The organism is Pseudomonas sp. LB3P81, assembly GCF_054897965.1.
In genome coordinates, this window is record NZ_JBUBVG010000001.1 from 3,600,719 (window position 1) to 3,621,710 (window position 20,992).

Below are 20,992 nucleotides of genomic sequence, written 5' to 3' on the forward strand. Positions count from 1 at the left end.
ATGAAAAAGCCTGAGGCCCTTTCGGACCTCAGGCTTCAAGCAAGTCTTAGCGACTTGCCAATAGCGCCTGACCGCGAGCTACCGCCTTCTTGACCTGCGCCGGCGCAGTCCCGCCGATGTGGTCACGGGCATTCACCGAACCTTCCAGGGTCAGCACGGCGAACACGTCCTGATCGATCTGGTCGCTGAATTTGCGCAGCTCTTCCAGGCTCATTTCCGCCAGGTCCTTGCCGCTTTCCACGCCGTACTTCACGGCATGGCCAACGATTTCGTGGCAGTCACGGAACGGCAGGCCACGACGCACCAGATAGTCAGCCAGGTCGGTGGCGGTGGAGAAACCGCGCAGTGCCGCTTCGCGCATCATCGCGTGCTTGGGTTTGATCGCCGGGATCATGTCGGCGAAGGCCCGCAGCGAATCGCGCAGTGTGTCGGCAGCATCGAACAGCGGCTCTTTATCTTCCTGGTTGTCCTTGTTGTAAGCCAGTGGCTGGCCTTTCATCAGGGTCAGCAGGCCCATCAGCGCGCCGAACACGCGACCGGTCTTGCCACGTACCAGTTCCGGCACGTCAGGGTTTTTCTTTTGCGGCATGATCGAGCTGCCGGTGCAGAAACGGTCCGGCAGATCGATGAACTGGAACTGCGCGCTGGTCCACAGCACCAGCTCTTCGGAGAAGCGCGACAAGTGCATCATCGCGATGCTCGCGGCCGAGCAGAACTCGATAGCGAAGTCACGATCGGACACGTTGTCCAGCGAGTTGCCGCCCACGGCGTCGAAGCCCAGCAGTTGCGCGGTGTATTCGCGGTCGATCGGGTAAGTGGTGCCGGCCAGCGCGGCGCTGCCCAACGGCATGCGGTTGGTACGCTTGCGGCAGTCGACCAGACGCTCGTAGTCGCGGCTGAGCATTTCGAACCAGGCCAGCATGTGGTGACCGAATGTCACCGGCTGCGCGGTTTGCAGGTGGGTGAAGCCCGGCATGATGCTGCCGGCTTCGCGCTCGGCCTGTTCCAGCAAGCCTTTTTGCAGGCGGGTGATTTCCGTCAGGATCAGGTCGATCTCGTCACGCAGCCACAGACGGATGTCGGTGGCGACCTGGTCGTTGCGGCTGCGGCCGGTGTGCAGCTTTTTACCGGTCACGCCGATGCGGTCGGTCAGGCGCGCTTCGATGTTCATGTGCACGTCTTCGAGGTCAATGCGCCAGTCGAACTGGCCGGCCTCGATTTCACCCTGGATGGTCTTCAGGCCATCGGTGATGCTGTCGCGCTCGGCATCGGTCAGCACGCCGACCTTGGCCAGCATGGTGGCGTGGGCGATCGAGCCCATGATGTCGTGGCGATACAGGCGCTGGTCGAAGGTGACGGAGGCGGTGAAGCGGGCGACGAAGGCGTCGACGGGTTCACTGAAGCGGCCGCCCCAGGACTGATTGGTCTTGTCAGTGCTCATGAATTCGCTCGTATCGGCTGAAAAAAGATGGCGTTGAAAGCTGTCGCGGATAATAACAGGGTTGCCAATCCTGTCGCTGACACTGGTCGACACGTTTTTTTCTTGTGGCCCGGCTTATGCTCGAAGCCAGCCTGACCTGAATTGCGCAACGATATTTTTCAATAGAGCAATAACGTCTCGGCAACCGTCTACAGTTGGACAGTAGGATCAGCGCACTTCTCGGCGCTGCAGCGGACTATAAGAAGAGGGGGTGTTCATATTGTGTATCAGCAAACCCTACGGCGATGCCTCGTCAACCGCCAATTGCCCGGCAAATAAAAAATTAGCGGTCGGACGGGCGGCACTTTTTGGCTCTCGCGCTAGTCTTAGCGTGGATCGCGGTGACGGACGTCACTTCACCTGTCTACGCTATCCTTGTGCGAGACTCACGCAGGAATCCAGCGCAATATGAATGTCCTGATCGTTGATGACGAACCCCTTGCCCGCGAGCGCCTGAGCCGAATGGTCGGCGAACTCGAGGGATACAGTGTCCTGGAGCCCAGCGCCACGAACGGCGAAGAAGCGTTGGCACTGATCGACAGCCACAAGCCGGATATCGTGTTGCTCGATATCCGCATGCCGGGCCTCGATGGCCTGCAGGTGGCTGCACGGTTATGCGAACGCGAAACCCCGCCTGCCGTGGTGTTTTGCACAGGGCCCGATGAATTTGCCGTGGAAGCCTTACAGGCCAGCGCCGTAGGCTATCTGGTGAAACCTGTGCGTACAGAACAACTGCATGAAGCGTTGAAAAAAGCCGAGCGGCCCAATCGTGTCCAGCTTGCGGCTTTGACCCGTCCTGCCGCCGAAACCGGCAGTGGCCCGCGCAGCCATATCAGCGCGCGTACCCGTAAGGGTATTGAGCTGATCCCTTTGGGTCAGGTGGTCTACTTTATCGCCGATCATAAATACGTGACCTTGCGCCACGAAGGCGGCGAAGTGCTGCTGGACGAACCGCTCAAGGCCCTCGAGGATGAATTCGGTGACCGATTCGTGCGCATCCACCGCAATGCCCTGGTCGCCCGCGAACGCATCGAACGCCTGCAACGCACGCCTCTGGGACATTTTCAGCTGTTCCTCAAAGGCTTGAATGGCGATGCCCTGATCGTCAGCCGGCGTCATGTGGCTGGTGTGCGCAAAATGATGCAACAGCTTTAATTCGCCATCCACAGGCGAATTTCTCACCCGATTGCCGGACATCCGGGGCCAGGGAGGCCAGGCAATACCTGATACAAGTCAAAGTGGATTTGACTGAGCTGTTATTATCCGCCGTATCTATTCAGTACGGATTGATCCATGTCCTCTCGCGAAATCCGCATCGCCACCCGCAAAAGTGCTCTCGCCCTGTGGCAGGCCGAATACGTCAAAGCCCGTCTTGAAGCGGCCCATCCGGGTTTGCTCGTGACTCTGGTACCCATGGTCAGTCGCGGCGACAAGCTGCTGGACTCACCGCTGTCGAAAATCGGCGGCAAGGGCCTATTCGTCAAAGAGCTGGAAACCGCGCTGCTGGAGAACGAAGCCGACATCGCCGTGCATTCGATGAAAGACGTGCCGATGGACTTCCCCGAAGGCCTCGGCCTGTTCTGCATCTGCGAGCGTGAAGACCCGCGTGATGCATTCGTCTCCAATACCTACGCCAGCCTGGATGAACTGCCGCAAGGCAGCATCGTCGGCACCTCCAGCCTGCGCCGTCAGGCCCAGTTGCTGACCCGCCGCCCGGACCTGGAAATCCGCTTCTTGCGCGGCAACGTCAACACGCGCCTGGCCAAGCTTGATGCCGGCGAATACGACGCCATCATCCTCGCGGCTGCCGGCCTGATTCGTCTGGGCTTCGAAGATCGCATCACCTCCGCCATCAGCGTCGACGACAGCCTGCCAGCCGGTGGCCAGGGTGCCGTCGGTATCGAATGCCGCACCGCTGACAGCGAAATCCACGCCTTGCTCGCGCCTCTGCACCATCAAGACACCGCCACCCGCGTGACGGCCGAACGTGCGCTTAACAAACATCTGAATGGCGGCTGCCAGGTGCCGATCGCCTGCTACGCCGTGCTGGAAGGCGAGCAGATCTGGTTGCGCGGCCTGGTGGGCGATCCGAGCGGCGGCCTGCTGCTCAGCGCCGAGGCCCGCGCGCCGCGCAGCGATGCCGAAGCCTTGGGTGTGCAAGTGGCCGAAGACCTTCTTAATCAGGGCGCCAATGACATTCTGAAAGCGGTCTACGGCGAGGCAGGTCACGAGTGACGGGCTGGCGCCTGCTGCTGACGCGTCCCGCGGATGAGTCGGCGGCGCTGAGCGTTGTTTTGGCACAAGAGGGGATTTTCAGCAGCAGTTTGCCGCTTTTGGAAATTGAACCGATTCCTGCCTCTGACACAATGCGCGAGGTGATTCAGTATCTGGATCGTTACTGCGCGGTGATCGTGGTCAGCAAGCCGGCCGCCAGACTGGCTGTGGATCTGGTCAGTCAGTATTGGCCGAAGCCACCGCACCTGAAGTGGTTCAGCGTGGGTGCGGCGACTGCGCAGATTCTCGAAGATCACGGGTTGGACGTGAGTTTCCCGGCGGAGGGTGATGACAGCGAAGCCTTGCTGGAACTTGCGCCGTTGCGCGAAGCTGTCGCGCGGCCCGATCCACGGGTGTTGATCATGCGGGGAGAGGGCGGACGCGAGTTGCTCGCTGAGCGTTTGCACGAGCTTGGTGCTAGTGTCGAGTATCTGGAGCTGTACCGCCGCGACCTGCCGCAGTACCCGCCAGCAGCACTGCCTGAGCGGATCGAGGCGGAACGCTTGAACGGGCTGGTGGTCAGCAGTGGACAGGGTTTTGAACACCTGCATCAATTGGCCGGCGATGCCTGGCCACTGTTGGCGCGGTTACCGTTGTTTGTTCCAAGCCCCAGGGTCGCCGAGCTGGCACGTGCCGCCGGGGCCCAAACAGTTGTGGATTGTCGTGGCGCCAGTGCCGCGGCTTTGCTGACGGCGTTACGGGAGCATCCCGAACCCGTTCTCTAATGCAAAGGATGGATACGTGAACGAAACAGCCTTGCCTAAAGATGACGTGCAGCCAGTGCTTGATGCCCCGGTTGAAACTGCGCCACCCGCTACTGTGCAGCGCCGAGGCAATGGGCTGGCAATAGTCGCGTTGCTGTTGGGCGCCGCCGGTGTGGCGGTGGGCGGTTGGGGCGTCTGGCAGGTGCGTCACCTGCAAGCCAATACGCAGCAGCAGTTGATTCAGGTGCAGGCGTTGAACGATCAGGCGCAAAGTCTGAAGCTGAACGAACAGCGCCTGAGCGCGCGCCTTGAGCAAATGCCTGCCGCCGAAGAACTGGACGCTCGCAGCCGTCTGTTGATTCAACTGCAAGGCGATCAGCAGCGCTTGAGTCAACGTCTGGAAACCGTCCTCGGCGCGAGCCGCAAGGACTGGCGTCTGGCCGAAGCCGAGCACTTGCTGCGCCTGGCCAGCCTGCGGCTTTCGGCATTGCAGGACATCAGCAGCGCTCAGGCCCTTGTGCTGGGCGCCGACGAAATTCTTCGTGAACAGAACGATCCGGGCTCCTTCGCCGCTCGCGAGCAAGTGGCGAAAACCCTGGTCGCCTTGCGTAGCACTGAACAACCGGATCGCACCGGTCTTTTCCTGCGACTGGGGGCGTTGCGCGATCAGGTGATCAACCTCACCGAGCTGGCGCCCGAGTACAAGGATCGCGGCGAATCCCTGCTGGGTTTGACCGCCGATGGTGACGGCGCCAGTCGTTGGGCGCAGTGGTGGGATCAGATCTCGCGTTACATCCGCATCGATTTCAATGCCGATAAAAATGTGCGTCCGCTGCTGGCAGGGCAGAGCCTGAGCCAGGTGCGTCTGGCCCTGAGCCTTGCGCTGGAACAGGCGCAGTGGGCGGCACTCAACGGTCAGGCCGCGGTTTACACCCAGGCGCTGACCGAGGCGCGGGACGTGCTCAAAGGCAACTTCAATCCGGACAACCCGCAGAGCAAAGTGATGCTTGAGCAGGTGGGCGAGCTGAGCAAGCAGCCGGTCACTGTCGTCACACCGGATCTGACCGGCACGCTGAGCGCGGTTCAGGGCTATCTCGAGCGACGTAATGTCAATGCCGAAGACTCGATCAAACCCATGGCCAAGCCTGCCGCAAGCACCGCACAGGAGGCCACGCCATGAAACGTCTCTATGTAATCGTGTTTCTGGTCATTGCCGCTGCCGCTGCTTTGGGGTTGGCGATTGCCGAGCATTCCGGCTACGTGCTGATCGCTTACAAGAGCTTCCGTTTCGAATCGAGCCTGTGGGCGACCCTGGCGCTGGTGGCGGTGTTGTGGCTGGTGTTCTGGGGCATCAAGGCGTTGGTCGAATTGGTCACGACCTCCAGTGGCGTGGTCAATCCCTGGTCGCGACGCAATCGCAGTCGTCGGGTGAGCGTGGCGATCGAACACGGTCAGCTGGACCTTGCCGAAGGCCGCTGGGCCAGCGCGCAGCGTCATTTGCATCGCGCCGCCGAAGCCGAGCGTCAGCCACTGCTGTATTACCTCGGCGCCGCCCGCGCCGCGAACGAGCAAGGCCACTACGAGGAAAGCGACAACTTGCTGGAGCGCGCACTGGAACGTCAGCCCCAGGCCGAATTGGCGATCGCCTTGAGCCACGCTCAATTGCAGACCGACCGTGGCGACACCGACGGTGCCCTGGTGACTTTGCAGGCCATGCATGAGCGTCACCCTCATAACGTCCAGACCTTGCGCCAGTTGCAGCGTTTGCATCAACAGCGCGGTGACTGGTCGGCCGTGATTCGCCTGCTGCCGGAGCTGCGTAAGGACAAGGTTCTGCCACCCGCCGAGCTGGCCGAACTGGAGCGCCGGGCCTGGGGAGAAAACCTGTCCCTGGCAGCGCGTAAGGAAGAAGACGGAACCGTCGGTTTGCAGTCGCTCAACCGCGCCTGGCAGCAACTCACCTCGGCGCAGCGCCAGGAACCGCAACTGGTGTTGGCGTATGCCGAGCAACTTCGGCAAATCGGCGCCCAGGTCGAGGCCGAAGAGGTTCTGCGAGCGGCGCTCAAGCGCAGCTACGACAGCCATCTGGCTCGCCTCTACGGATTGGTTCGCGGCAGTGATCCGGCACGTCAGCTGCAGGTCGCCGAGGGCTGGCTGAAAAACCATCCGGCAGACCCTGGCCTGTTGCTGACCCTGGGTCGCCTGTGTTTGCAAAACAGTCTGTGGGGCAAGGCCCGGGACTATCTGGAAAGCAGCCTGCGCGTGCAGCGCAACCCGGAAGCCTGCGCGGAGCTGGCGCGATTGCTGGCGCAACTGGGCGACACCGAGCGCAGTAATCAGCTGTTCCAGGAAGGCCTCGGCCTCTTGGATGAACGCCTGCTGGCTGCGCCATTGCCAGTTCTGGTTCACGCTTGATTGTGTGGCGAGGGAGCTTGCTCCCGCTGGGCCGGTCCGCGTTCGGGCGCAGCAGCCCTGAACCGACACGCCCATTTATTCGGTTTAAAACCCATCCATGATGCGACCGCTTTGCGGTCGAGCGGGAGCAAGCTCCCTCGCCACAAGTGAGCGTTTTGTGGCGCTTTCCTACAATTGCCGGCTGTGAGCGGCATAGTCCTACAGAGTGCTACATCTGATCCTCTCGATTCTGTCGGGAATTCCCTACACTTCTGTTGAAGTGTCCCTGCTGACCTGTCTTGTAAGGCTGGCGCGCTTTCCTCTACCGTAACCACTTGTCTCTACTGGTACGGAAAAGCCATGTCGTTGGCCTGCTCACGCTCCTTGTTTTTCATGGTTTTCGTTGCCGGCGCCCTGGCCTTGGGCATTTCCTATTACCTGGAATATGCGGTCGGCCTCCAGCCGTGCGGCATGTGCCTGTTGCAGCGGATATGTCTGGCGTTGCTCACGGGTGTCTGCCTGACGGCTTCGGTGCATGGGCCGGGCCGTTCTGGCTCTTTCCTGTATTGGCTGCTGGGTTTGCTGTGCAGTCTGGCGGGAACAACGACAGCGTGGCGCCAGGTGTTGATGCAGGTCGATCCACAGCGACAGCTGTTTCCTTGTTCGGCCGATATGACCGATCTACTCGCCAGCAACCCTTGGGTTTATGTGGTGCAGCATATGTTCAACGGCACGGCGGACTGTGCACGGATTTCCTGGACGCTGTTCGACCTGAGCCTCCCGGAATGGAGTTTGCTGTTCTTTGTCGCCATGACGATCCTGAGTGTTTATCAGCTGCTGCGCCTGCTCCGGATTGCCTTCCAGCGACCGCTCGGCGGCGAGTCGTCGCACCCTGCGCTGGCGGGCGATTAAACACTTGTATGAACTTTATCTCCTGCGTACCTTGAAGCCACAGTCGCGCGGGCATAATCTGGCCCGCACGTGTCATTGGAATTATGTTGCTCGAATGACGCTCTGCCTGGCCGATGCTTGACCTTCAAGGGTCGGCAGGTGAAGGGCAGCATGACCCACAAGGGAAGAGAGATCACCATGCTCGAAAGTTGTCAGAATGCTCAGGAACGCTGGGGTGGAGTGCATCTGCTGATCGATCGCTGGTTGCAGGAGCGTCACGAACTGGTTCGGGCCTATGATGCTCTCGGCGCCAAGCCTGAGGCTCTGGGCGAGAACCGCAAGCCATTGCAGGAATTCTGCGGTGTGCTGGTCGATTACGTGTCTGCCGGGCATTTCGAGATCTACGAACAGCTGACGGGCGAAGCCAAGGCGTTTGGCGACACTCGCGGCCTCGAGTTGGCCGAGACGATCTACCCGCGTATTGACGTCATCACCGAGAAGCTGCTCGCGTTCAATGACCTGTGCGATGCAGGCAAGTGCGTGGCAGAGAAATTCAAGGAGCTGGGCGGCCTGTTGCACGAACGCTTCGAACTGGAAGACTGCCTGATCGAAGTGCTGCACACCGCTCACAAGGAAGAGGATTCGGTTCAAGCCTGAACCGCTTCTGGTAACACTCTCAAAAACGGTGCGCTATGCGCGCCGTTTTTCGTTTCCGCTGTTCAGCTGGTGGCGCCGCGCAATTCGACTTCGAATACCAGTGGTGTGAACGGCTCGATCAAGTCGCCGGCACCGTCGGCGCCATAGGCTTGGGCCGATGGAATCACCAACCGCCACTTCGCACCGACCGGCATGTTTTGCAGGGCGCTGCGCCAACCGCTGATCACGCTGTCGAGACTGAACCACTGCGGCTGACTGTTCTGATCGAACACGGTGCCGTCGGGGAGGCGACCGATGTACAGGACCTGGACTTTGCCATTCGGACCGGCTTTCGCACCGGTGCCTGGCACCAACTCTGTCATCAATACGCCATCGGCCAGTTCACGAACGCCGGGTTTGGCTTTTTCCACGGCGAGAAAACGCTGCTCTTTTTCGAGAACGACTTCGCTCTGTGGCGCGCTTTGTTGCAACGACACCTGCGCTTCATGCTCGGTCAGAATCTGTTCGATCTGCTCATCTTTCAGAGCCAGGGGTTTGCCTTGATAGGCTTGCTGCAAACCTTCGACCAGTGCCTGAAGTTGCAGATCGGGAACCTCCTGACGCAAACGCTCACCGAGACTTGCGCCCAGGCTGTAAGCGAGATCGTGAGCTTCGTTTTCCCTGGTTTTTTCAGCCGCCTGGGCCACGGAAAAAAACACGCACAGCGATAAAAAAAGGTAGCGCGACATCGGCACTCTCCGACCTGAGATGCGGCAGATTATGCCAGTGTGAATGCGTGCGACGGTGAACTTGTTTTGCGTAAGCCCCGAAGATTTTCGATCCGTTGCAACGCAGCGCTTTCGATAGTGTCAACATGCCCTAGCGGCGGTAGCAGCAGAGGTCTAACATGAGCCGCACCCACGTCAGCCAGGAGGTAAACCATGTCGGCCACCAAGAAGCCTGTAAATACCCCGTTGCACTTACTCCAACAACTCTCGGGCAGCCTGCTCGAGCATTTGGAAACCGCTTGTTCCCAAGCCTTGGCTGATGCTGAAAAACTGCTCGCCAAACTGGAAAAGCAGCGCGGAAAAGCGCAGGAGAAATTGCACAAATCCCGCACCAAATTGCAGGACGCTGCGGCGGCCGGCAAGGCCAAGGCACAAGCCAAGGCGAAGGACGGAGTGACGCAACTTGAAGACGTGCTCGATGCCCTCAAGGATCGTCAGTCCGACACCCGTGCCTACATTCTGCAACTCAAGCGCGATGCTCAAGAAAGCCTGAAACTGGCCCAGGGCGTTGGTCGTGTACAAGAGGCTGTCGGCAAGGCGTTGTCCCTGCGTTCGGCCAAGCCTGCTGCGGCTCCTGCGAGGAAAGCTGCTGCCAAACCGGCTGCTGCAAAAGCACCGGCGAAACCGGCCGCTAAAACCGCTGTTGCGAAACCTGCTGCTAAAACTGCGGTGAAAAAACCAGTCACTGCCAGCGCTGCAAAACCGGCGGCGAAAACTGCGGCTGCCAAACCCGCTGCGAAACCTGTCGCGGCTAAAACCGCTGCCAAGCCAGCGGCAAAAGCTGCAGCCAAACCGGCTGCCAAAACTGCTGCTGCCAAGCCAGCCACTGCTGCCAAACCGGCCGCAGCAAAACCAGCAGCCAAACCTGCCGCTGCCAAACCGGCTGCAAAACCAGCCGCCAGGCCAGCAGCAAAACCAGCCGTGAAAAAACCGGCCACTGTTGCCAGGCCGACCCCGGCTGCTGCCAAACCAGCGACGCCAGCGCCATCCGCTTCGGCCGCTCCTGCACCAGCAGCCTCCATCTCGACAGCCACCACTGCGCCAACGCCAGTAGCGCCGTCGAGCACCAGCACCACCCCAACCAGCGCGTCCTAAGTGCCGGTTGCCGCGACGCGCAGCTGATGCAGCGCGTCGCGGTCCAGGTGGGCGGCGCCCGCCGCCACACCGTCCAGCCAGGCCGATAAATCGGTCGCCTCATACTGTGGCCAACTCTGCGCCGATCGTTCCAGTCGCAACAACAGATGCCGCTCGGCTTCCAGCTCCAGCGTTTTCACTTGTTCGCGTAATGCATTCAGTTCGGCATCCTCGGTCGCGATGACTTTCCATTGCATGCGCAAGGCGCGCAGCGGTCGAACGACCTCTGCGTCCCATGGCTCGGCCACACTGCGAAGCTGCTGCAACCGTTGCTCGTTGCAGGCGACTCCCCGCTGCCCGAGCCACAGCCCACACAACAACAGGCACACATTCACCCCCGCCGACTGCAACGTCAGGCACGCGGCCTCAACGCCGGGACGGGCGTAAGTGCCAAGGGAAAAGCTCCACAGGTCAGAGGACATAGTGCTACTCGCGCCAGTTGCGAGCGAAGCTGGTAGACTCCGCCGCCATTATGATTCGACTTCAGAACCTGACTTTACAGCGTGGCCCGCAACGTCTGCTAGAAGACGCCGAGCTGACCCTGCACGCCGGCCACAAAGCCGGCCTCATCGGTGCCAACGGCGCCGGCAAATCGAGCCTGTTTGCCTTGATCCGGGGCGAGCTGCACCCGGACTCGGGTGACTGCTTCCTGCCGGCCGACTGGCGCATCGCTCACATGCGCCAGGAAATCGAGACGCTCGAACGCTTGGCGGTCGACTACGTGCTCGATGGCGACCTGCGCCTGCGCGAGGTGCAACGTGACCTCGCCGCAGCCGAAGCGGCTCATGACGGTGCCGCTCAGGCCCGCCTGCACTCGGAACTCGACAGCGCCGACGGTTACACCGCCGATGCCCGCGCCCGCAAGCTGCTTGCCGGCCTCGGGTTCACCAACGAGCAGATGGATCGCCAGGTAGGCGATTTCTCCGGTGGCTGGCGGATGCGTCTGAACCTGGCGCAGGCGTTGATGTGCCCCTCGGACCTGTTGCTGCTCGACGAGCCGACCAACCACTTGGACCTCGACGCCATCATCTGGCTCGAAGAATGGCTGAAAAGCTATCCCGGCACCTTGCTGCTGATTTCCCACGACCGGGACTTCCTCGACGCCGTGGTCGATCATGTGGCCCATGTCGATCAGCGCAAGATCACTTTGTATCGCGGTGGTTACAGCGCTTTCGAACGCGCCCGCGCCGAACGTCTGGCCCAGCAGCAGCAGGCCTACGAGAAGCAGCAGGCGCAACGCGCGCACATGGAAAGCTACATCGCCCGTTTCAAGGCTCAGGCGACCAAGGCCCGTCAGGCCCAAAGCCGGATCAAGGCGCTGGAGCGGATGGAAGAGTTGTCTGCCGCTCACGTCGATTCGCCGTTCGACTTCGTTTTCCGCGAGTCGACGAAGATTTCCAGTCCGCTGATCGACCTGTCCGATGCCCGTCTGGGCTACGGCGACAAAGCCGTGCTGGAGAAGGTCAAGCTGCAACTGACGCCTGGCGCGCGGATCGGTTTGCTCGGCCCCAACGGTGCCGGTAAATCGACCCTGATCAAAAACCTCGCCGGTGAACTTGAGCCGCTGGCCGGTCGACTGACCCGTGGCGAAAACACCGCCGTCGGCTACTTCGCCCAGCATCAACTCGACTCTCTCGACTCGAAGGCCAGCCCGTTGCTGCACTTGCAGCGCCTGGCGCCGACCGAGCGCGAGCAGACCCTGCGCGACTTCCTCGGCGGCTTCGACTTCCGCGGCGCGCGCATCGATGAGCCAGTGCTGAATTTCTCCGGTGGTGAGAAGGCTCGCCTGGCCCTGGCGTTGATCGCCTGGGAACGACCGAACCTGCTGCTGCTCGACGAACCGACCAACCACCTCGACCTGGAAATGCGCCTGGCGCTGACCATGGCCCTGCAGGAATTCAGTGGCGCGGTGCTGGTGGTCTCCCACGATCGTCATTTGCTCAAAAGCACCACCGACAATTTCTATCTGGTGGCGGACGGCAAGGTCGAGGAGTTTGACGGTGACCTGGAAGACTACGCCCGTTGGCTGGTCGACTACCGTCAGCGCAATGCTCCGGTCAGCAACACGCCGGTCAATCCGGACAAGACTGACAAGAAGGCTCAGCGTCAGGCCGCCGCCGCGTTGCGTCAGCAACTGGCGCCGCACAAGCGCGAGGCCGACAAGCTCGAAGCCGAGTTGGGCAAGCTGCACGAGAAACTGGCGAAGATCGATACCAGCCTCGGTGACAGCGACATTTACGAACCTGCGCGCAAGAACGACCTGCGTGATCTGCTGGCCGAACAAGCCAGGCTGAAAGTGCGTGAAGCCGAGCTGGAAGAAGCCTGGATGGAAGCCCTGGAACTGCTCGAAAGCATGCAGGCGGAGCTGGAGGCGCTGTCCTGATGGAGGCGTTCAAGCTGCTGCTGCCGGCTGTCTGGATCGAGCCGGTCTGGCTCGTCGTGCAGATCCTGCTGATCTTGTTGGCGGGTTACTTCACGCAACGCTTCGTCGCCAAATGCCTGACTCGCCTGGGCGAGCGCTACCCGTTTCCACCGCAGTTGCTGATGCCGCTGCGGGGCGGTTTGCGCTGGCTGATCATGGGCAGTGCGCTGATTTTCGTGCTGGAACGCCTGGGCGTGTCGGCCACGGTGCTCTGGACTGCGCTGTCCGGTTTCGTTGCAGTGGCCGCGGTGGCGTTTTTCGCCATGTGGAGCGTGCTCTCCAATCTGCTCTGCGCGATCCTGATCTTTACCGTCGGGCCGTTCCGTATCGGTGACGTGGTCGAGTTGGTGGACACCACTGACAAACCTGGCGTCAAAGGCCGGGTGGTGGCGATCAATCTGCTTTACACCACGTTGATCGAAGCGGAAGAGCTCGGTACTGGCAGCGCCATGGTGCAGGTGCCTAATAGCTTGTTCTTTCAGCGCTCGGTTCGACGCTGGCGTGGTAGCGATGTATTCCCTTCGAACGGGTTCGAAAAGTAAGCCTTCTATTGCCTGATACACCGCCTTCGTCGGAACGCCGCCCGGAGCAAGCCCGCTCCCACAGTTTGACCGTGTTCTTATGAAACGACGCGGTCTAATGTGGGAGCGGGCTTGCTCGCGAAGGGGCCCTCAAGTTGCAACATCCTGCAAAAAAATCGGTAGTCATCGGCCCAAAGCCGCATTAGCTTAGACGTCTGTCACGAGTCTGAGTCGAGGTGTGCGATGGAGCTTCAAACATGGCTGGCGTTTTTTGCCGCCTGCTGGGTGATCAGCCTGTCTCCCGGTGCCGGCGCCATTGCGTCGATGTCCAGCGGTCTGCAATACGGTTTCTGGCGCGGTTACTGGAATGCCCTGGGCCTGCAATTGGGCCTGGCGGTGCAGATCGCGATTGTCGGCGCCGGTGTTGGCGCGATCCTCACGGCGTCGGCCACCGCGTTTTATGCAATCAAATGGTTCGGCGTGGCGTATCTGGTTTACCTCGCGATCAAGCAATGGCGCGCGCTGCCCAGCGACATGAGCGACGACGCCGCCGTGCGCCAGATCGGCAAGCCGATGGCCCTGGTGTTCCGCGGTTTCCTGGTCAACATCAGCAACCCCAAGGCGCTGGTGTTCATGCTCGCGGTATTGCCGCAGTTCATTGACCCGCATGCGCCGCTGCTGATTCAGTACCTGATCATCGGCGTAACCATGGTCTTTGTTGATCTGATTGTCATGGCCGGTTACACCGGGTTGGCGTCCAAGGTGCTGCGCTTGTTGCGCACGCCCAAGCAGCAAAAACGCATGAACCGAACCTTTGCCGGACTGTTCATTGGCGCGGCGGCGTTCATGGCGACGCTGCGTAAAGCGGCGGTGTAAACCGATCAGGTACAAAAAAGGCGACCCTGGAGGTCGCCTTTTTAGTTTGTTGCAAACCCATTGTGGCGAGCGAGCTTGCTCGCGCTCAAGTGCGTAGCGCTTGCATGATGTTGGGGCCGCTTCGCAGCCCAGCGCGAGCAAGCTCGCCCGCCACAGAGGGTAAACCGGAGATCAGTTCAGAATCACCGGCGCCGTATCCTGTGGCAGGTTGTTGCGCAACGGAGCTTGCCCCGGCTGCTCGTAACCAGCGCCACCAAGTTGTTGGCTCAACTGCGCAGCCACATCTTCACCCAGCGCCTTGGACACATCACGAACCACCCGTGGCCGGTTCAGCGAAACCTTGATGTCCCGGCCATTCACCAGTTTGGTGTCCTGACCTTCGCCCATCGCAGTGAATGCCGAGGTGATTTCGTAAGTCCGGGTGTTGATCAGGCTGAAGTCCGCCACCAGGGTCAGGCCCAACACGGCCGAATGGCTGTCGGTGTTGGCTAGCTCGGTCACGTCGCGCGTGAAATCAATGTCCGACACGGTGCCGAACAACACGTAGTCAGCGCCTTTGAAGTTACCGGCCTTGATCCGCTTGATCACGTCATAGACGTCACCTTTGGACGCGGCGGTGTACGGCGTGCCTTGCACCAACTGAAACATGCCGGTGCGCAGTATCTCGCCCTTGATGTCGCCAGTGAATTTACGCAGTTCACCTTGCTCAATGTAGCTGTAGGTGGCCTCGATTTCGTTGTAGCTCGAAGAACCGCTGGCGCTGTAGAAACCCTCGCGATAATTGTTCTTGGCGGAAACGATGTGGATGTATTGCTCCACTCGCTCCTGGTACGCCAGGTCCATCACCGCGACTTTCGGGGCCGCTTGCGCGCTGAACGCGCAAGCCAGGGCCATCATGCCAATCCATGCGCGCATTGATTAACGCTCCGTGGTCTTGCGGATCTCTTTCTCGTCCATCCACTCGGCCAGACCGCTTTCAACGTCGATCAATTGCAGGCTGAATTTGTAGAAGACGTCCTTGTAGTCGCTGCTGCGCTTGACGATCGAGCTGATGGAGCCCTCGATACGGTATTTGGCGGCGATCATGTTGCCGGTCTTGGCCACAGTGGCTTTCTTGTACAGGCCGCTCTGGTTTTGCAGTTTGAGCTGATCAACCTGACTCTGCATTTCGGTGTTATCGCTGGCGAAGCGGGCAGTGCCGGTTTTCATCAGCTGGGTCTTGATGCTGGTGGTGATCTCACGGGTGTCGATGTATTCGCTGGTCTTGTTCTTCACGTCGTAGACCTGAACCACCGGACGGCCCTGCAGAATGCCGGACTGGGCGAGGGAGCGGGTCATGGATTCGGCGATCATCTGCAGGTCGGTGGAGCCGAACTCATTGGTCACGGTTTCCACGGCCTTGGTGTCGCCGTAGCTGATGTTTTTACTGCCCAGGGTAGGCGAGGTACTGGCGCAACCGCTGGCCAGCAGGGCGATAACGGCGATGAACGAAAAGCGTGCAAACATGGGAGTGCTCTCTAAAACTGAACGAATAGGGTGTTAAGGAGTTTTGATTTCGAGGCGGAAATCCACGGCTTTGGCGGTGGGCGCGATGGCCTGAATGAAACTGGTCTGCTCGCCGTACATCATCTGGCTTTTCCAGGTTTCTTCTTCGGCAATCGGGAAGCCTTCAGGGCCGAGCCAGGCAAAGCGGTAGTAGAAAGTCTTGTTGTTGAAGCTGGTGTTGCTCAGCTGCGCATTGACCGTCATGAAGCCGTTTTCCCGGGCGACGCGCATGGCGCCCACCACAATGTTCTTCAGCTTGCCCATGGCCACGACTTTGCTGGCGGCGCTGCCTGGCTCCGGTGGAGGCGGTGTGGCGCAACCGGCAAGCAAGGCCAGGGCGACGACAGCGATGAGTTTGAAACGCATGTAAAGACTCCGTTCTTAAGGTTGTTTGAGACTGGCCACGGCCGTCGGGCGGGCGCTCGGGATGACATGAGCCGCCAGGCCGCTGGCGAACACCTGGTTGCCCACGGTACGCAGGCTGATGACTTGATAGCGTTGATCGACGTTGATCTTGACCACCGAGCCACCGACTGCACTTGGCAACGTGACCTGGTGCTCGCCTTTCTTCAGGCGCAGGCGCACCACCTGGGTGTTGTCCGGCAGGGTGCGCCACGTACGGGTATCGGCACCTTCGAGCACGGCTGAAGTGATACCGACCGCCAGGCCCGCGAGCGGGTTGGTTTCATTGATCTTCTTCTGCGCCACGCCACGGGTCACGGCGCGAACGGTGGTGCGCACGATGATGCCCGGCATGTCGTCACGCAGCGCGCGGCGGGACATGGCGGTGATGCTGTTGAGTTGCGTCAGGTTGAGCTGCTGACCGTCCACGCCGATCTGGGCGAGCGTGGCGGTGGAGGTATCAGGCTTGATGACCGGGAACGACAGCGGGGTGATCACCACATTGCCGCTGATCGGCAGAGGCAGGGGCACGCGGATCGAATCCCGGGCAGGTGCCAGGCCGCTTTGCACGACGATCAGGATATCGCTGTCCTCATCCTTGCCACTTTTCTTGTCGAGGTCCTTCAGCGCCTGTTCCAGCAGCGGGGTGTTCGGGCGCAGCTCGGCCGCTTTGCGATAACCCGGCGCGGCCAGGTCTTTTTCACCCAGGGCTTCGTAGACGAAGCCGGCCAGGTAATGGCTGAACGCACTCTGGTAGCTGTTTTTCAGGCCGACGACTTCTGGTGCATCGAGGCTGGCAACCGGGTAACCCTGCAGGTCTTTGTATTCGGTCTTGATGCCTTCTTTCTCGGCTTCCTCTTCGCTCTTGAGGTATTCCTTGTCGCGCAGCTCGGCGATCACCGCTTCACGTTCGTGGGTTTTCTTGATCGCGGTGCGCGCGCCGTCGAAGTCGTTCACGGCCAGCAGGTTCAGGGCCATCTGCGTGGTCAGCATGACTTTTTCGTAGTCGTAGCCTTCGTAGCGACGAACCTTGTCGTTCACCAGGAAGCTGCCGAACTGAGCGAGGTACTTGCCGGTATCCAGCTTGACCGCGTCTTCCCACTTGCCGACCACCGCATCGGCGCTGCTCCAGGCGTTCTGGCTGCCGGACAAGTCGCCCTTGGCGCGCAGCAGTTCACCCTTCTCGAAGTAATAGAGCAGGTCCTTGTCTTCGCCGGTGTTGTTCTTTTCCAGCAGGGTCAGCGCGGCGTCGACATTGCCGGAAGCCAGTTGCTGGTTGGTTTGTGCGAGTTCCGAGTCGTAGTTGCGGAATGCCGAACAGCCGGAGAGCAAAGTGACAGCACTGAGTGCGATCAAGGTTAGGGCGCGGGAGGCCATAGGTACTTCTTCCCTGAATGTAAGCAGCCGCGCTTGCTGGTCGGGCTGTTAAGACCTATCGGCGCAGACGGGCGTCCTGCCAATTCCTCATGAACAGAGGAGCTTGAGTGCCCTATCGATCAATTGAAGGCGCGGCATTATAAACAGGGATAGTGGCGACGTAATGGCTTTTTAATTGCGCTTCATCAGGAAGTGCCATCACCCGGCAAAAGCGCAAATCGGCGCGTCATGCCGCGTTTCATACAACAAAGCTTGAGCGAAACTCATTCGAAGTGAACAATGTGTTACTTCGTATTTCCATTTGAGATTCATTCATGACTGCCCCGTCCCGTTTTCTGGCCTGGCTGGTGTTGCCGTTGTTTGCCTTGTGCAGTTCCAATCTGCTGGCCGACACCTTGGAAGGCGCGCCACAAGCACTGCATTTACTCGATTACATTGGCGCCGATTACCTCGAGTCGGTCGAGGCCGGCAAAGTCATCAATGAGTCCGAATACCGCCAGCAGCTGGATTCCAGCAAGGCGCTGCAAGGCTTGATCGCCGCCATGCCGGACAAGCCGGAAAAGGCAGGGCTGGAGCAGGGCATCAGCACACTGCGCAGCGCCATCGCTGCACATCAGGACGGCGCGGACGTCGCCCGTCAGGCTCGGCAATTGGGCGCGAAGCTGGCAGTGACTTATGAAGTCAGTCAGGCGCCGATCATCACGCCGGATCCGACCCGGGGCGCGCCGCTGTATGCCCAGCATTGTTCGGTCTGCCATGGCGACGCGGGTGCCGGTGACGGCCCGGCGGGTGTCGGCCTGACGCCGCCGCCGTCCAATCTGCGTGATGCCGCGCGCCAGGACCGCTTGAGCCTCTACGCGATCTACAACACCTTGGGGATGGGCGTTGAAGGCACTGACATGCCGGCCTTCGCCGATCAGCTGGACGACCGTCAACGTTGGGATCTGGCGACCTACATCGCCAGTTTCAGTGCCGATCCGGCCGCGGCAATATCCGAGAAAACCTACAACATCGCTGACCTCGCCCGGCAGACCCCGTCCGAAGTGCTGGCCGCCGAAGGCCCGCAAGCGGCAGCGACCTTCCGCGCCCAGCGTTCGCAACCGCCGCAGGTCAAGCGTGGCCCGGCGCAACTGCTCGACTACACCGCTGCAACCCTGGACAAGAGCGTCGCGGCCTATCGCGCCGGCGATCACGATCAGGCTTATGACCTGTCGGTGGCGGCGTACCTGGAAGGTTTCGAACTGGTCGAAAGCTCCCTGGACAACGTCGACGCCAACGTGCGCAAAGACACTGAAAAATCCCTGATGGCTTACCGTCAGTCGTTGCAGGACGGTTTGCCGGTGGCCGAGGTCCAGCAGCGTCTGGATGCGGCCAAAGCCAGGTTGAAGGAGTCTGCCGGCCTGCTCGGCAGTGATGGTTTGAGCTGGTCCCTGAGCTACATCTCCGGTCTGCTGATTCTGCTGCGCGAAGGTCTGGAAGCGATCCTGGTGCTGGCGGCAATCCTCGCGTTCCTGCGCAACACCGGCCAGCACTCGGCGGTGCGCAGCGTCAACGTCGGTTGGGGCCTGGCGCTGGTGGCCGGTCTGGCAACCTGGGCGCTGGCGGCCTACGTGATCGATGTCAGCGGTTCGCAACGTGAATTGCTGGAAGGCGCGACGGCGTTGTTCGCCGCCGTCATGGTGCTCTGGCTCGGCGTGTGGATGCACGACCGTCGCCACGCAGCGGCCTGGCAGGATTACATCAAGAGCAGCCTGTTGGGCGGCGGTGGGCGTTTCGGCTTTGCGACGCTGGCATTCTTCTCGGTGTATCGCGAGCTGTTTGAAGTGATTCTGTTCTACGAGACCCTGTGGTTGCAGGCCGGGCCTGCGGGGCATAACGCGGTATTGGCTGGCGGTGCCACGGCGCTGGTGCTGCTGGTGGGTCTGGCGTGGGTGATCCTGCGCGGTTCAGCGAAACTGCCGCTGTCGGTGTTCTTCAGCATCAACGCCGGTCTGTTGTGCGCGCTGTCGGTAGTGTTTGCCGGTCACGGCGTGAAGGCGTTGCAGGAAGCCGGGATCTTCGGCACGCGGCCGGTGCCGTTCTTCGAGTTCGACTGGCTGGGTATCCACGCTGATGCGTATTCGCTGAGCGCTCAGGCGGTGGCGATCATTGCGGTTATTGTGTTGTATGGGCGTAGCTGGGTGGCGGAGAAGCGGCGGGTGCAAGTCTCCTGACCGAGTGATTTTTTAAAAGATCGCAGCCTTCGGCAGCTCCTACAGTTGGAATGCGTTCCCTTGTAGGAGCTGCCGAAGGCTGCGATCTTTTGCTTTTAACTGAGGGTAAAACACAATGCGTGTGTGGATCGATGCCGACGCATGCCCTCGGGCGGCGAAGGATCTGGTGGTTAAGTTCGCTCTCAAGCGCCAGTTCGAAGTGGTGCTGGTGGCGGGGCAGCCGCAGATCAAGCCGGGGCTGGCGCTGGTGAAGCTGATCGTGGTGCCGAGTGGCCCGGATGCGGCTGACGACTACCTGGTGGAGCACGCGGTGCCTGGTGAGCTGGTGATCTGCAGCGACGTGCCGCTCGCCGACCGGCTGGTAAAGAAAGGCGTTGCAGCGCTGGACCCACGAGGAAAGGAGTTCGACGCGCAGAACATGGGTGACCGGCTGGCGGTGCGCAACCTGTTCACCGACTTGCGTGAACAGGGGCAGATGAGCGGTGGGCCCGCGCCGTTTGGCGAGCGTGAGAAGCAGGCGTTTGCCAATGCGCTGGACCGTATTCTCACGCGGTTGTCCCGCCAAGCCTGAAAAGATCGCAGCCTTCGGCAGCTCCTACGGGTGTACGCCGAACCATTGTAGGAGCTGCCGAAGGCTGCGATCTTTTGATCTTCTCTATTACGAATCGTTTTCGTGGGTCAGTTCGAGCACGCGGTCGACCAGTTTGTTTATGCCTGCCGCGGCTTCGCTGATCGATTGCGCCAGCATGTAAGCCGGAGTGCTCACCAGTTTGCGCGCCTTGTCTTCGACGATGTCTGTCACCGCACAGTCCGCGTGGGTCGCGCCCATCTTGTTCATCGCAGCGGCAGTGTCGGCATCATTGCCGATGGTGCAGGTCACACCCGGTCCGTAAATTTTCGCGGCCAACGCCGGGGAGATGCAGATCAGCCCGACCGGTTTGCCCGCTTCGGCAAAGGCTTCGGTCAGGGCCAGGACATCCGGTTGAATCGTGCAGCCGGCACCTTCGATGGCAAAGTTCGACAGGTTCTTCGCCGCGCCAAAACCACCCGGCACGATCAGCGCGTCGAAATCTTCGACGTCGGCCTCACGGATATCCTTGATGTTGCCCCGGGCGATTCGCGCCGATTCCACCAGCACATTGCGCGACTCGGGCATCTCTTCGCCGGTCAGGTGGTTGATCACATGCAACTGCGCGATGTTGGGGGCAAAGCACTGCACCTGAGCGCCACGCTGGTCCAGGCGCAGCAGGGTGATCACACTTTCGTGGATCTCGGCGCCGTCGTAGACGCCACAGCCGGAAAGGATCACTGCAATTTTTTTGCTCATGGGTTTTT

The 20,992-nt window shown here is 60.6% G+C and carries 21 protein-coding genes; 13 read left to right on the forward strand and 8 right to left on the reverse strand.

Annotated elements, in window-relative coordinates; all coding sequences use genetic code 11:
• Positions 1-46: 46 nt before the first annotated feature.
• Positions 47-1,441, reverse strand: coding sequence for an argininosuccinate lyase (gene argH / locus ACYZTL_RS16585; RefSeq protein WP_461952688.1), 1,395 nt, complete (start codon positions 1,439-1,441; stop codon positions 47-49).
• Positions 1,442-1,888: 447 nt separating this feature from the next.
• On the opposite strand from argH, the gene ACYZTL_RS16590 reads away from it, so the two are divergent.
• The 7 genes from ACYZTL_RS16590 to ACYZTL_RS16620 all read left to right on the forward strand — a co-directional run bounded on the left by ACYZTL_RS16590 (position 1,889) and on the right by ACYZTL_RS16620 (position 8,400).
• Positions 1,889-2,635: a LytR/AlgR family response regulator transcription factor gene (locus tag ACYZTL_RS16590; protein ID WP_017341431.1), complete on the forward strand. Its 747-nt coding sequence runs from the start codon at positions 1,889-1,891 to the stop codon at positions 2,633-2,635.
• Positions 2,636-2,773: 138 nt separating this feature from the next.
• The gene (gene hemC / locus ACYZTL_RS16595; RefSeq protein WP_461952689.1) at positions 2,774-3,715 is read left to right on the forward strand and encodes a hydroxymethylbilane synthase; all 942 of its coding nucleotides are present in this window, start codon (positions 2,774-2,776) and stop codon (positions 3,713-3,715) included.
• A complete protein-coding gene (locus tag ACYZTL_RS16600; RefSeq protein ID WP_461952690.1) occupies positions 3,712-4,479 on the forward strand; it encodes a uroporphyrinogen-III synthase in 768 nt (255 codons plus the stop codon). The genes hemC and ACYZTL_RS16600 overlap by 4 nt, the downstream gene beginning before the upstream one ends.
• Before the next feature lie 16 nt (positions 4,480-4,495).
• A complete protein-coding gene (locus ACYZTL_RS16605; protein ID WP_461952691.1) occupies positions 4,496-5,638 on the forward strand; it encodes a uroporphyrinogen-III C-methyltransferase in 1,143 nt (380 codons plus the stop codon).
• Positions 5,635-6,873 (forward strand): heme biosynthesis HemY N-terminal domain-containing protein, encoded by a 1,239-nt coding sequence (locus tag ACYZTL_RS16610; protein WP_461952692.1) that lies wholly within the window; start codon positions 5,635-5,637, stop codon positions 6,871-6,873. The genes ACYZTL_RS16605 and ACYZTL_RS16610 overlap by 4 nt, the downstream gene beginning before the upstream one ends.
• Before the next feature lie 339 nt (positions 6,874-7,212).
• Positions 7,213-7,764, forward strand: coding sequence for a disulfide bond formation protein B (locus tag ACYZTL_RS16615; protein ID WP_461952693.1), 552 nt, complete (start codon positions 7,213-7,215; stop codon positions 7,762-7,764).
• Between the two features lie 177 nt (positions 7,765-7,941).
• On the forward strand, positions 7,942-8,400 hold the full coding sequence (locus tag ACYZTL_RS16620) for an Rsd/AlgQ family anti-sigma factor (protein WP_007899333.1): 459 nt from the start codon (positions 7,942-7,944) through the stop codon (positions 8,398-8,400).
• Positions 8,401-8,462: 62 nt separating this feature from the next.
• On the opposite strand, the gene ACYZTL_RS16625 is transcribed toward ACYZTL_RS16620, so the two are convergent.
• A complete protein-coding gene (locus tag ACYZTL_RS16625) occupies positions 8,463-9,128 on the reverse strand; it encodes an FKBP-type peptidyl-prolyl cis-trans isomerase (RefSeq protein WP_461952694.1) in 666 nt (221 codons plus the stop codon).
• A gap of 192 nt (positions 9,129-9,320) precedes the next feature.
• Here ACYZTL_RS16625 and ACYZTL_RS16630 point away from each other — a divergent pair, with 192 nt between their 5' ends.
• Positions 9,321-10,262, forward strand: a complete 942-nt coding sequence (locus tag ACYZTL_RS16630) for an AlgP family protein (protein ID WP_461952695.1) — start codon at positions 9,321-9,323, stop codon at positions 10,260-10,262.
• Here ACYZTL_RS16630 and ACYZTL_RS16635 read toward each other — a convergent pair.
• The gene (locus ACYZTL_RS16635) at positions 10,259-10,723 is read right to left on the reverse strand and encodes a TIGR02444 family protein (protein ID WP_461952696.1); all 465 of its coding nucleotides are present in this window, start codon (positions 10,721-10,723) and stop codon (positions 10,259-10,261) included. The two genes, ACYZTL_RS16630 and ACYZTL_RS16635, sit on opposite strands and share 4 nt — an antisense overlap.
• Before the next feature lie 50 nt (positions 10,724-10,773).
• On the opposite strand from ACYZTL_RS16635, the gene abc-f reads away from it, so the two are divergent.
• The 3 genes from abc-f (at position 10,774) to rhtB (ending at position 14,120) form a co-directional block, all read left to right on the forward strand.
• Positions 10,774-12,684, forward strand: a complete 1,911-nt coding sequence (gene abc-f / locus ACYZTL_RS16640; RefSeq protein ID WP_461952697.1) for a ribosomal protection-like ABC-F family protein — start codon at positions 10,774-10,776, stop codon at positions 12,682-12,684.
• Positions 12,684-13,265, forward strand: a complete 582-nt coding sequence (locus ACYZTL_RS16645; RefSeq protein WP_461952698.1) for a mechanosensitive ion channel domain-containing protein — start codon at positions 12,684-12,686, stop codon at positions 13,263-13,265. The genes abc-f and ACYZTL_RS16645 overlap by 1 nt, the downstream gene beginning before the upstream one ends.
• Positions 13,266-13,487: 222 nt before the next feature.
• Positions 13,488-14,120, forward strand: coding sequence for a homoserine/homoserine lactone efflux protein (gene rhtB, locus ACYZTL_RS16650; RefSeq protein WP_461952699.1), 633 nt, complete (start codon positions 13,488-13,490; stop codon positions 14,118-14,120).
• A 171-nt stretch (positions 14,121-14,291) separates the two neighbouring features.
• Here the strand turns inward: rhtB and ACYZTL_RS16655 are convergent, their stop codons facing one another.
• From ACYZTL_RS16655 to ACYZTL_RS16670, 4 genes are read right to left on the reverse strand one after another with little or no spacing between them, the layout of a single operon-like run.
• Entirely contained in the window at positions 14,292-15,035 is a 744-nt protein-coding gene (locus tag ACYZTL_RS16655) for a penicillin-binding protein activator LpoB (RefSeq protein WP_461952700.1), read from the reverse strand.
• Between the two features lie 3 nt (positions 15,036-15,038).
• Positions 15,039-15,626 carry a penicillin-binding protein activator LpoB gene (lpoB, locus tag ACYZTL_RS16660; RefSeq protein WP_461952701.1) on the reverse strand — a complete coding sequence of 196 codons (588 nt, stop codon included), beginning with the start codon at positions 15,624-15,626 and terminating at the stop codon, positions 15,039-15,041.
• A 33-nt stretch (positions 15,627-15,659) separates the two neighbouring features.
• Positions 15,660-16,031: a YcfL family protein gene (locus tag ACYZTL_RS16665; protein ID WP_214379724.1), complete on the reverse strand. Its 372-nt coding sequence runs from the start codon at positions 16,029-16,031 to the stop codon at positions 15,660-15,662.
• A gap of 15 nt (positions 16,032-16,046) precedes the next feature.
• The gene (locus ACYZTL_RS16670) at positions 16,047-17,444 is read right to left on the reverse strand and encodes a COG3014 family protein (RefSeq protein ID WP_461952702.1); all 1,398 of its coding nucleotides are present in this window, start codon (positions 17,442-17,444) and stop codon (positions 16,047-16,049) included.
• A 314-nt stretch (positions 17,445-17,758) separates the two neighbouring features.
• On the opposite strand from ACYZTL_RS16670, the gene ACYZTL_RS16675 reads away from it, so the two are divergent.
• On the forward strand, positions 17,759-19,657 hold the full coding sequence (locus ACYZTL_RS16675; protein WP_461952703.1) for an FTR1 family protein: 1,899 nt from the start codon (positions 17,759-17,761) through the stop codon (positions 19,655-19,657).
• Between the two features lie 115 nt (positions 19,658-19,772).
• Positions 19,773-20,228 carry a YaiI/YqxD family protein gene (locus tag ACYZTL_RS16680; protein ID WP_461952704.1) on the forward strand — a complete coding sequence of 152 codons (456 nt, stop codon included), beginning with the start codon at positions 19,773-19,775 and terminating at the stop codon, positions 20,226-20,228.
• 87 nt (positions 20,229-20,315) lie between these two features.
• On the opposite strand, the gene elbB is transcribed toward ACYZTL_RS16680, so the two are convergent.
• Positions 20,316-20,984 (reverse strand): isoprenoid biosynthesis glyoxalase ElbB, encoded by a 669-nt coding sequence (elbB, locus tag ACYZTL_RS16685; RefSeq protein ID WP_461952705.1) that lies wholly within the window; start codon positions 20,982-20,984, stop codon positions 20,316-20,318.
• Between the last annotated feature and the right edge of the window lie 8 nt (positions 20,985-20,992).

Coding starts and splice junctions, on each gene's coding strand:
- argH (WP_461952688.1), bottom strand. CDS start 1,441: ATGAGCACTGACAAGACCAATCAGTCCTGGGGCGGCCGCTTCAGTGAA.
- ACYZTL_RS16590 (WP_017341431.1), top strand. CDS start 1,889: ATGAATGTCCTGATCGTTGATGACGAACCCCTTGCCCGCGAGCGCCTG.
- hemC (WP_461952689.1), top strand. CDS start 2,774: ATGTCCTCTCGCGAAATCCGCATCGCCACCCGCAAAAGTGCTCTCGCC.
- ACYZTL_RS16610 (WP_461952692.1), top strand. CDS start 5,635: ATGAAACGTCTCTATGTAATCGTGTTTCTGGTCATTGCCGCTGCCGCT.
- ACYZTL_RS16615 (WP_461952693.1), top strand. CDS start 7,213: ATGTCGTTGGCCTGCTCACGCTCCTTGTTTTTCATGGTTTTCGTTGCC.
- ACYZTL_RS16620 (WP_007899333.1), top strand. CDS start 7,942: ATGCTCGAAAGTTGTCAGAATGCTCAGGAACGCTGGGGTGGAGTGCAT.
- ACYZTL_RS16625 (WP_461952694.1), bottom strand. CDS start 9,128: ATGTCGCGCTACCTTTTTTTATCGCTGTGCGTGTTTTTTTCCGTGGCC.
- ACYZTL_RS16630 (WP_461952695.1), top strand. CDS start 9,321: ATGTCGGCCACCAAGAAGCCTGTAAATACCCCGTTGCACTTACTCCAA.
- ACYZTL_RS16635 (WP_461952696.1), bottom strand. CDS start 10,723: ATGTCCTCTGACCTGTGGAGCTTTTCCCTTGGCACTTACGCCCGTCCC.
- abc-f (WP_461952697.1), top strand. CDS start 10,774: ATGATTCGACTTCAGAACCTGACTTTACAGCGTGGCCCGCAACGTCTG.
- ACYZTL_RS16645 (WP_461952698.1), top strand. CDS start 12,684: ATGGAGGCGTTCAAGCTGCTGCTGCCGGCTGTCTGGATCGAGCCGGTC.
- rhtB (WP_461952699.1), top strand. CDS start 13,488: ATGGAGCTTCAAACATGGCTGGCGTTTTTTGCCGCCTGCTGGGTGATC.
- ACYZTL_RS16655 (WP_461952700.1), bottom strand. CDS start 15,035: ATGCGCGCATGGATTGGCATGATGGCCCTGGCTTGCGCGTTCAGCGCG.
- lpoB (WP_461952701.1), bottom strand. CDS start 15,626: ATGTTTGCACGCTTTTCGTTCATCGCCGTTATCGCCCTGCTGGCCAGC.
- ACYZTL_RS16665 (WP_214379724.1), bottom strand. CDS start 16,031: ATGCGTTTCAAACTCATCGCTGTCGTCGCCCTGGCCTTGCTTGCCGGT.
- ACYZTL_RS16670 (WP_461952702.1), bottom strand. CDS start 17,444: ATGGCCTCCCGCGCCCTAACCTTGATCGCACTCAGTGCTGTCACTTTG.
- ACYZTL_RS16675 (WP_461952703.1), top strand. CDS start 17,759: ATGACTGCCCCGTCCCGTTTTCTGGCCTGGCTGGTGTTGCCGTTGTTT.
- ACYZTL_RS16680 (WP_461952704.1), top strand. CDS start 19,773: ATGCGTGTGTGGATCGATGCCGACGCATGCCCTCGGGCGGCGAAGGAT.
- elbB (WP_461952705.1), bottom strand. CDS start 20,984: ATGAGCAAAAAAATTGCAGTGATCCTTTCCGGCTGTGGCGTCTACGAC.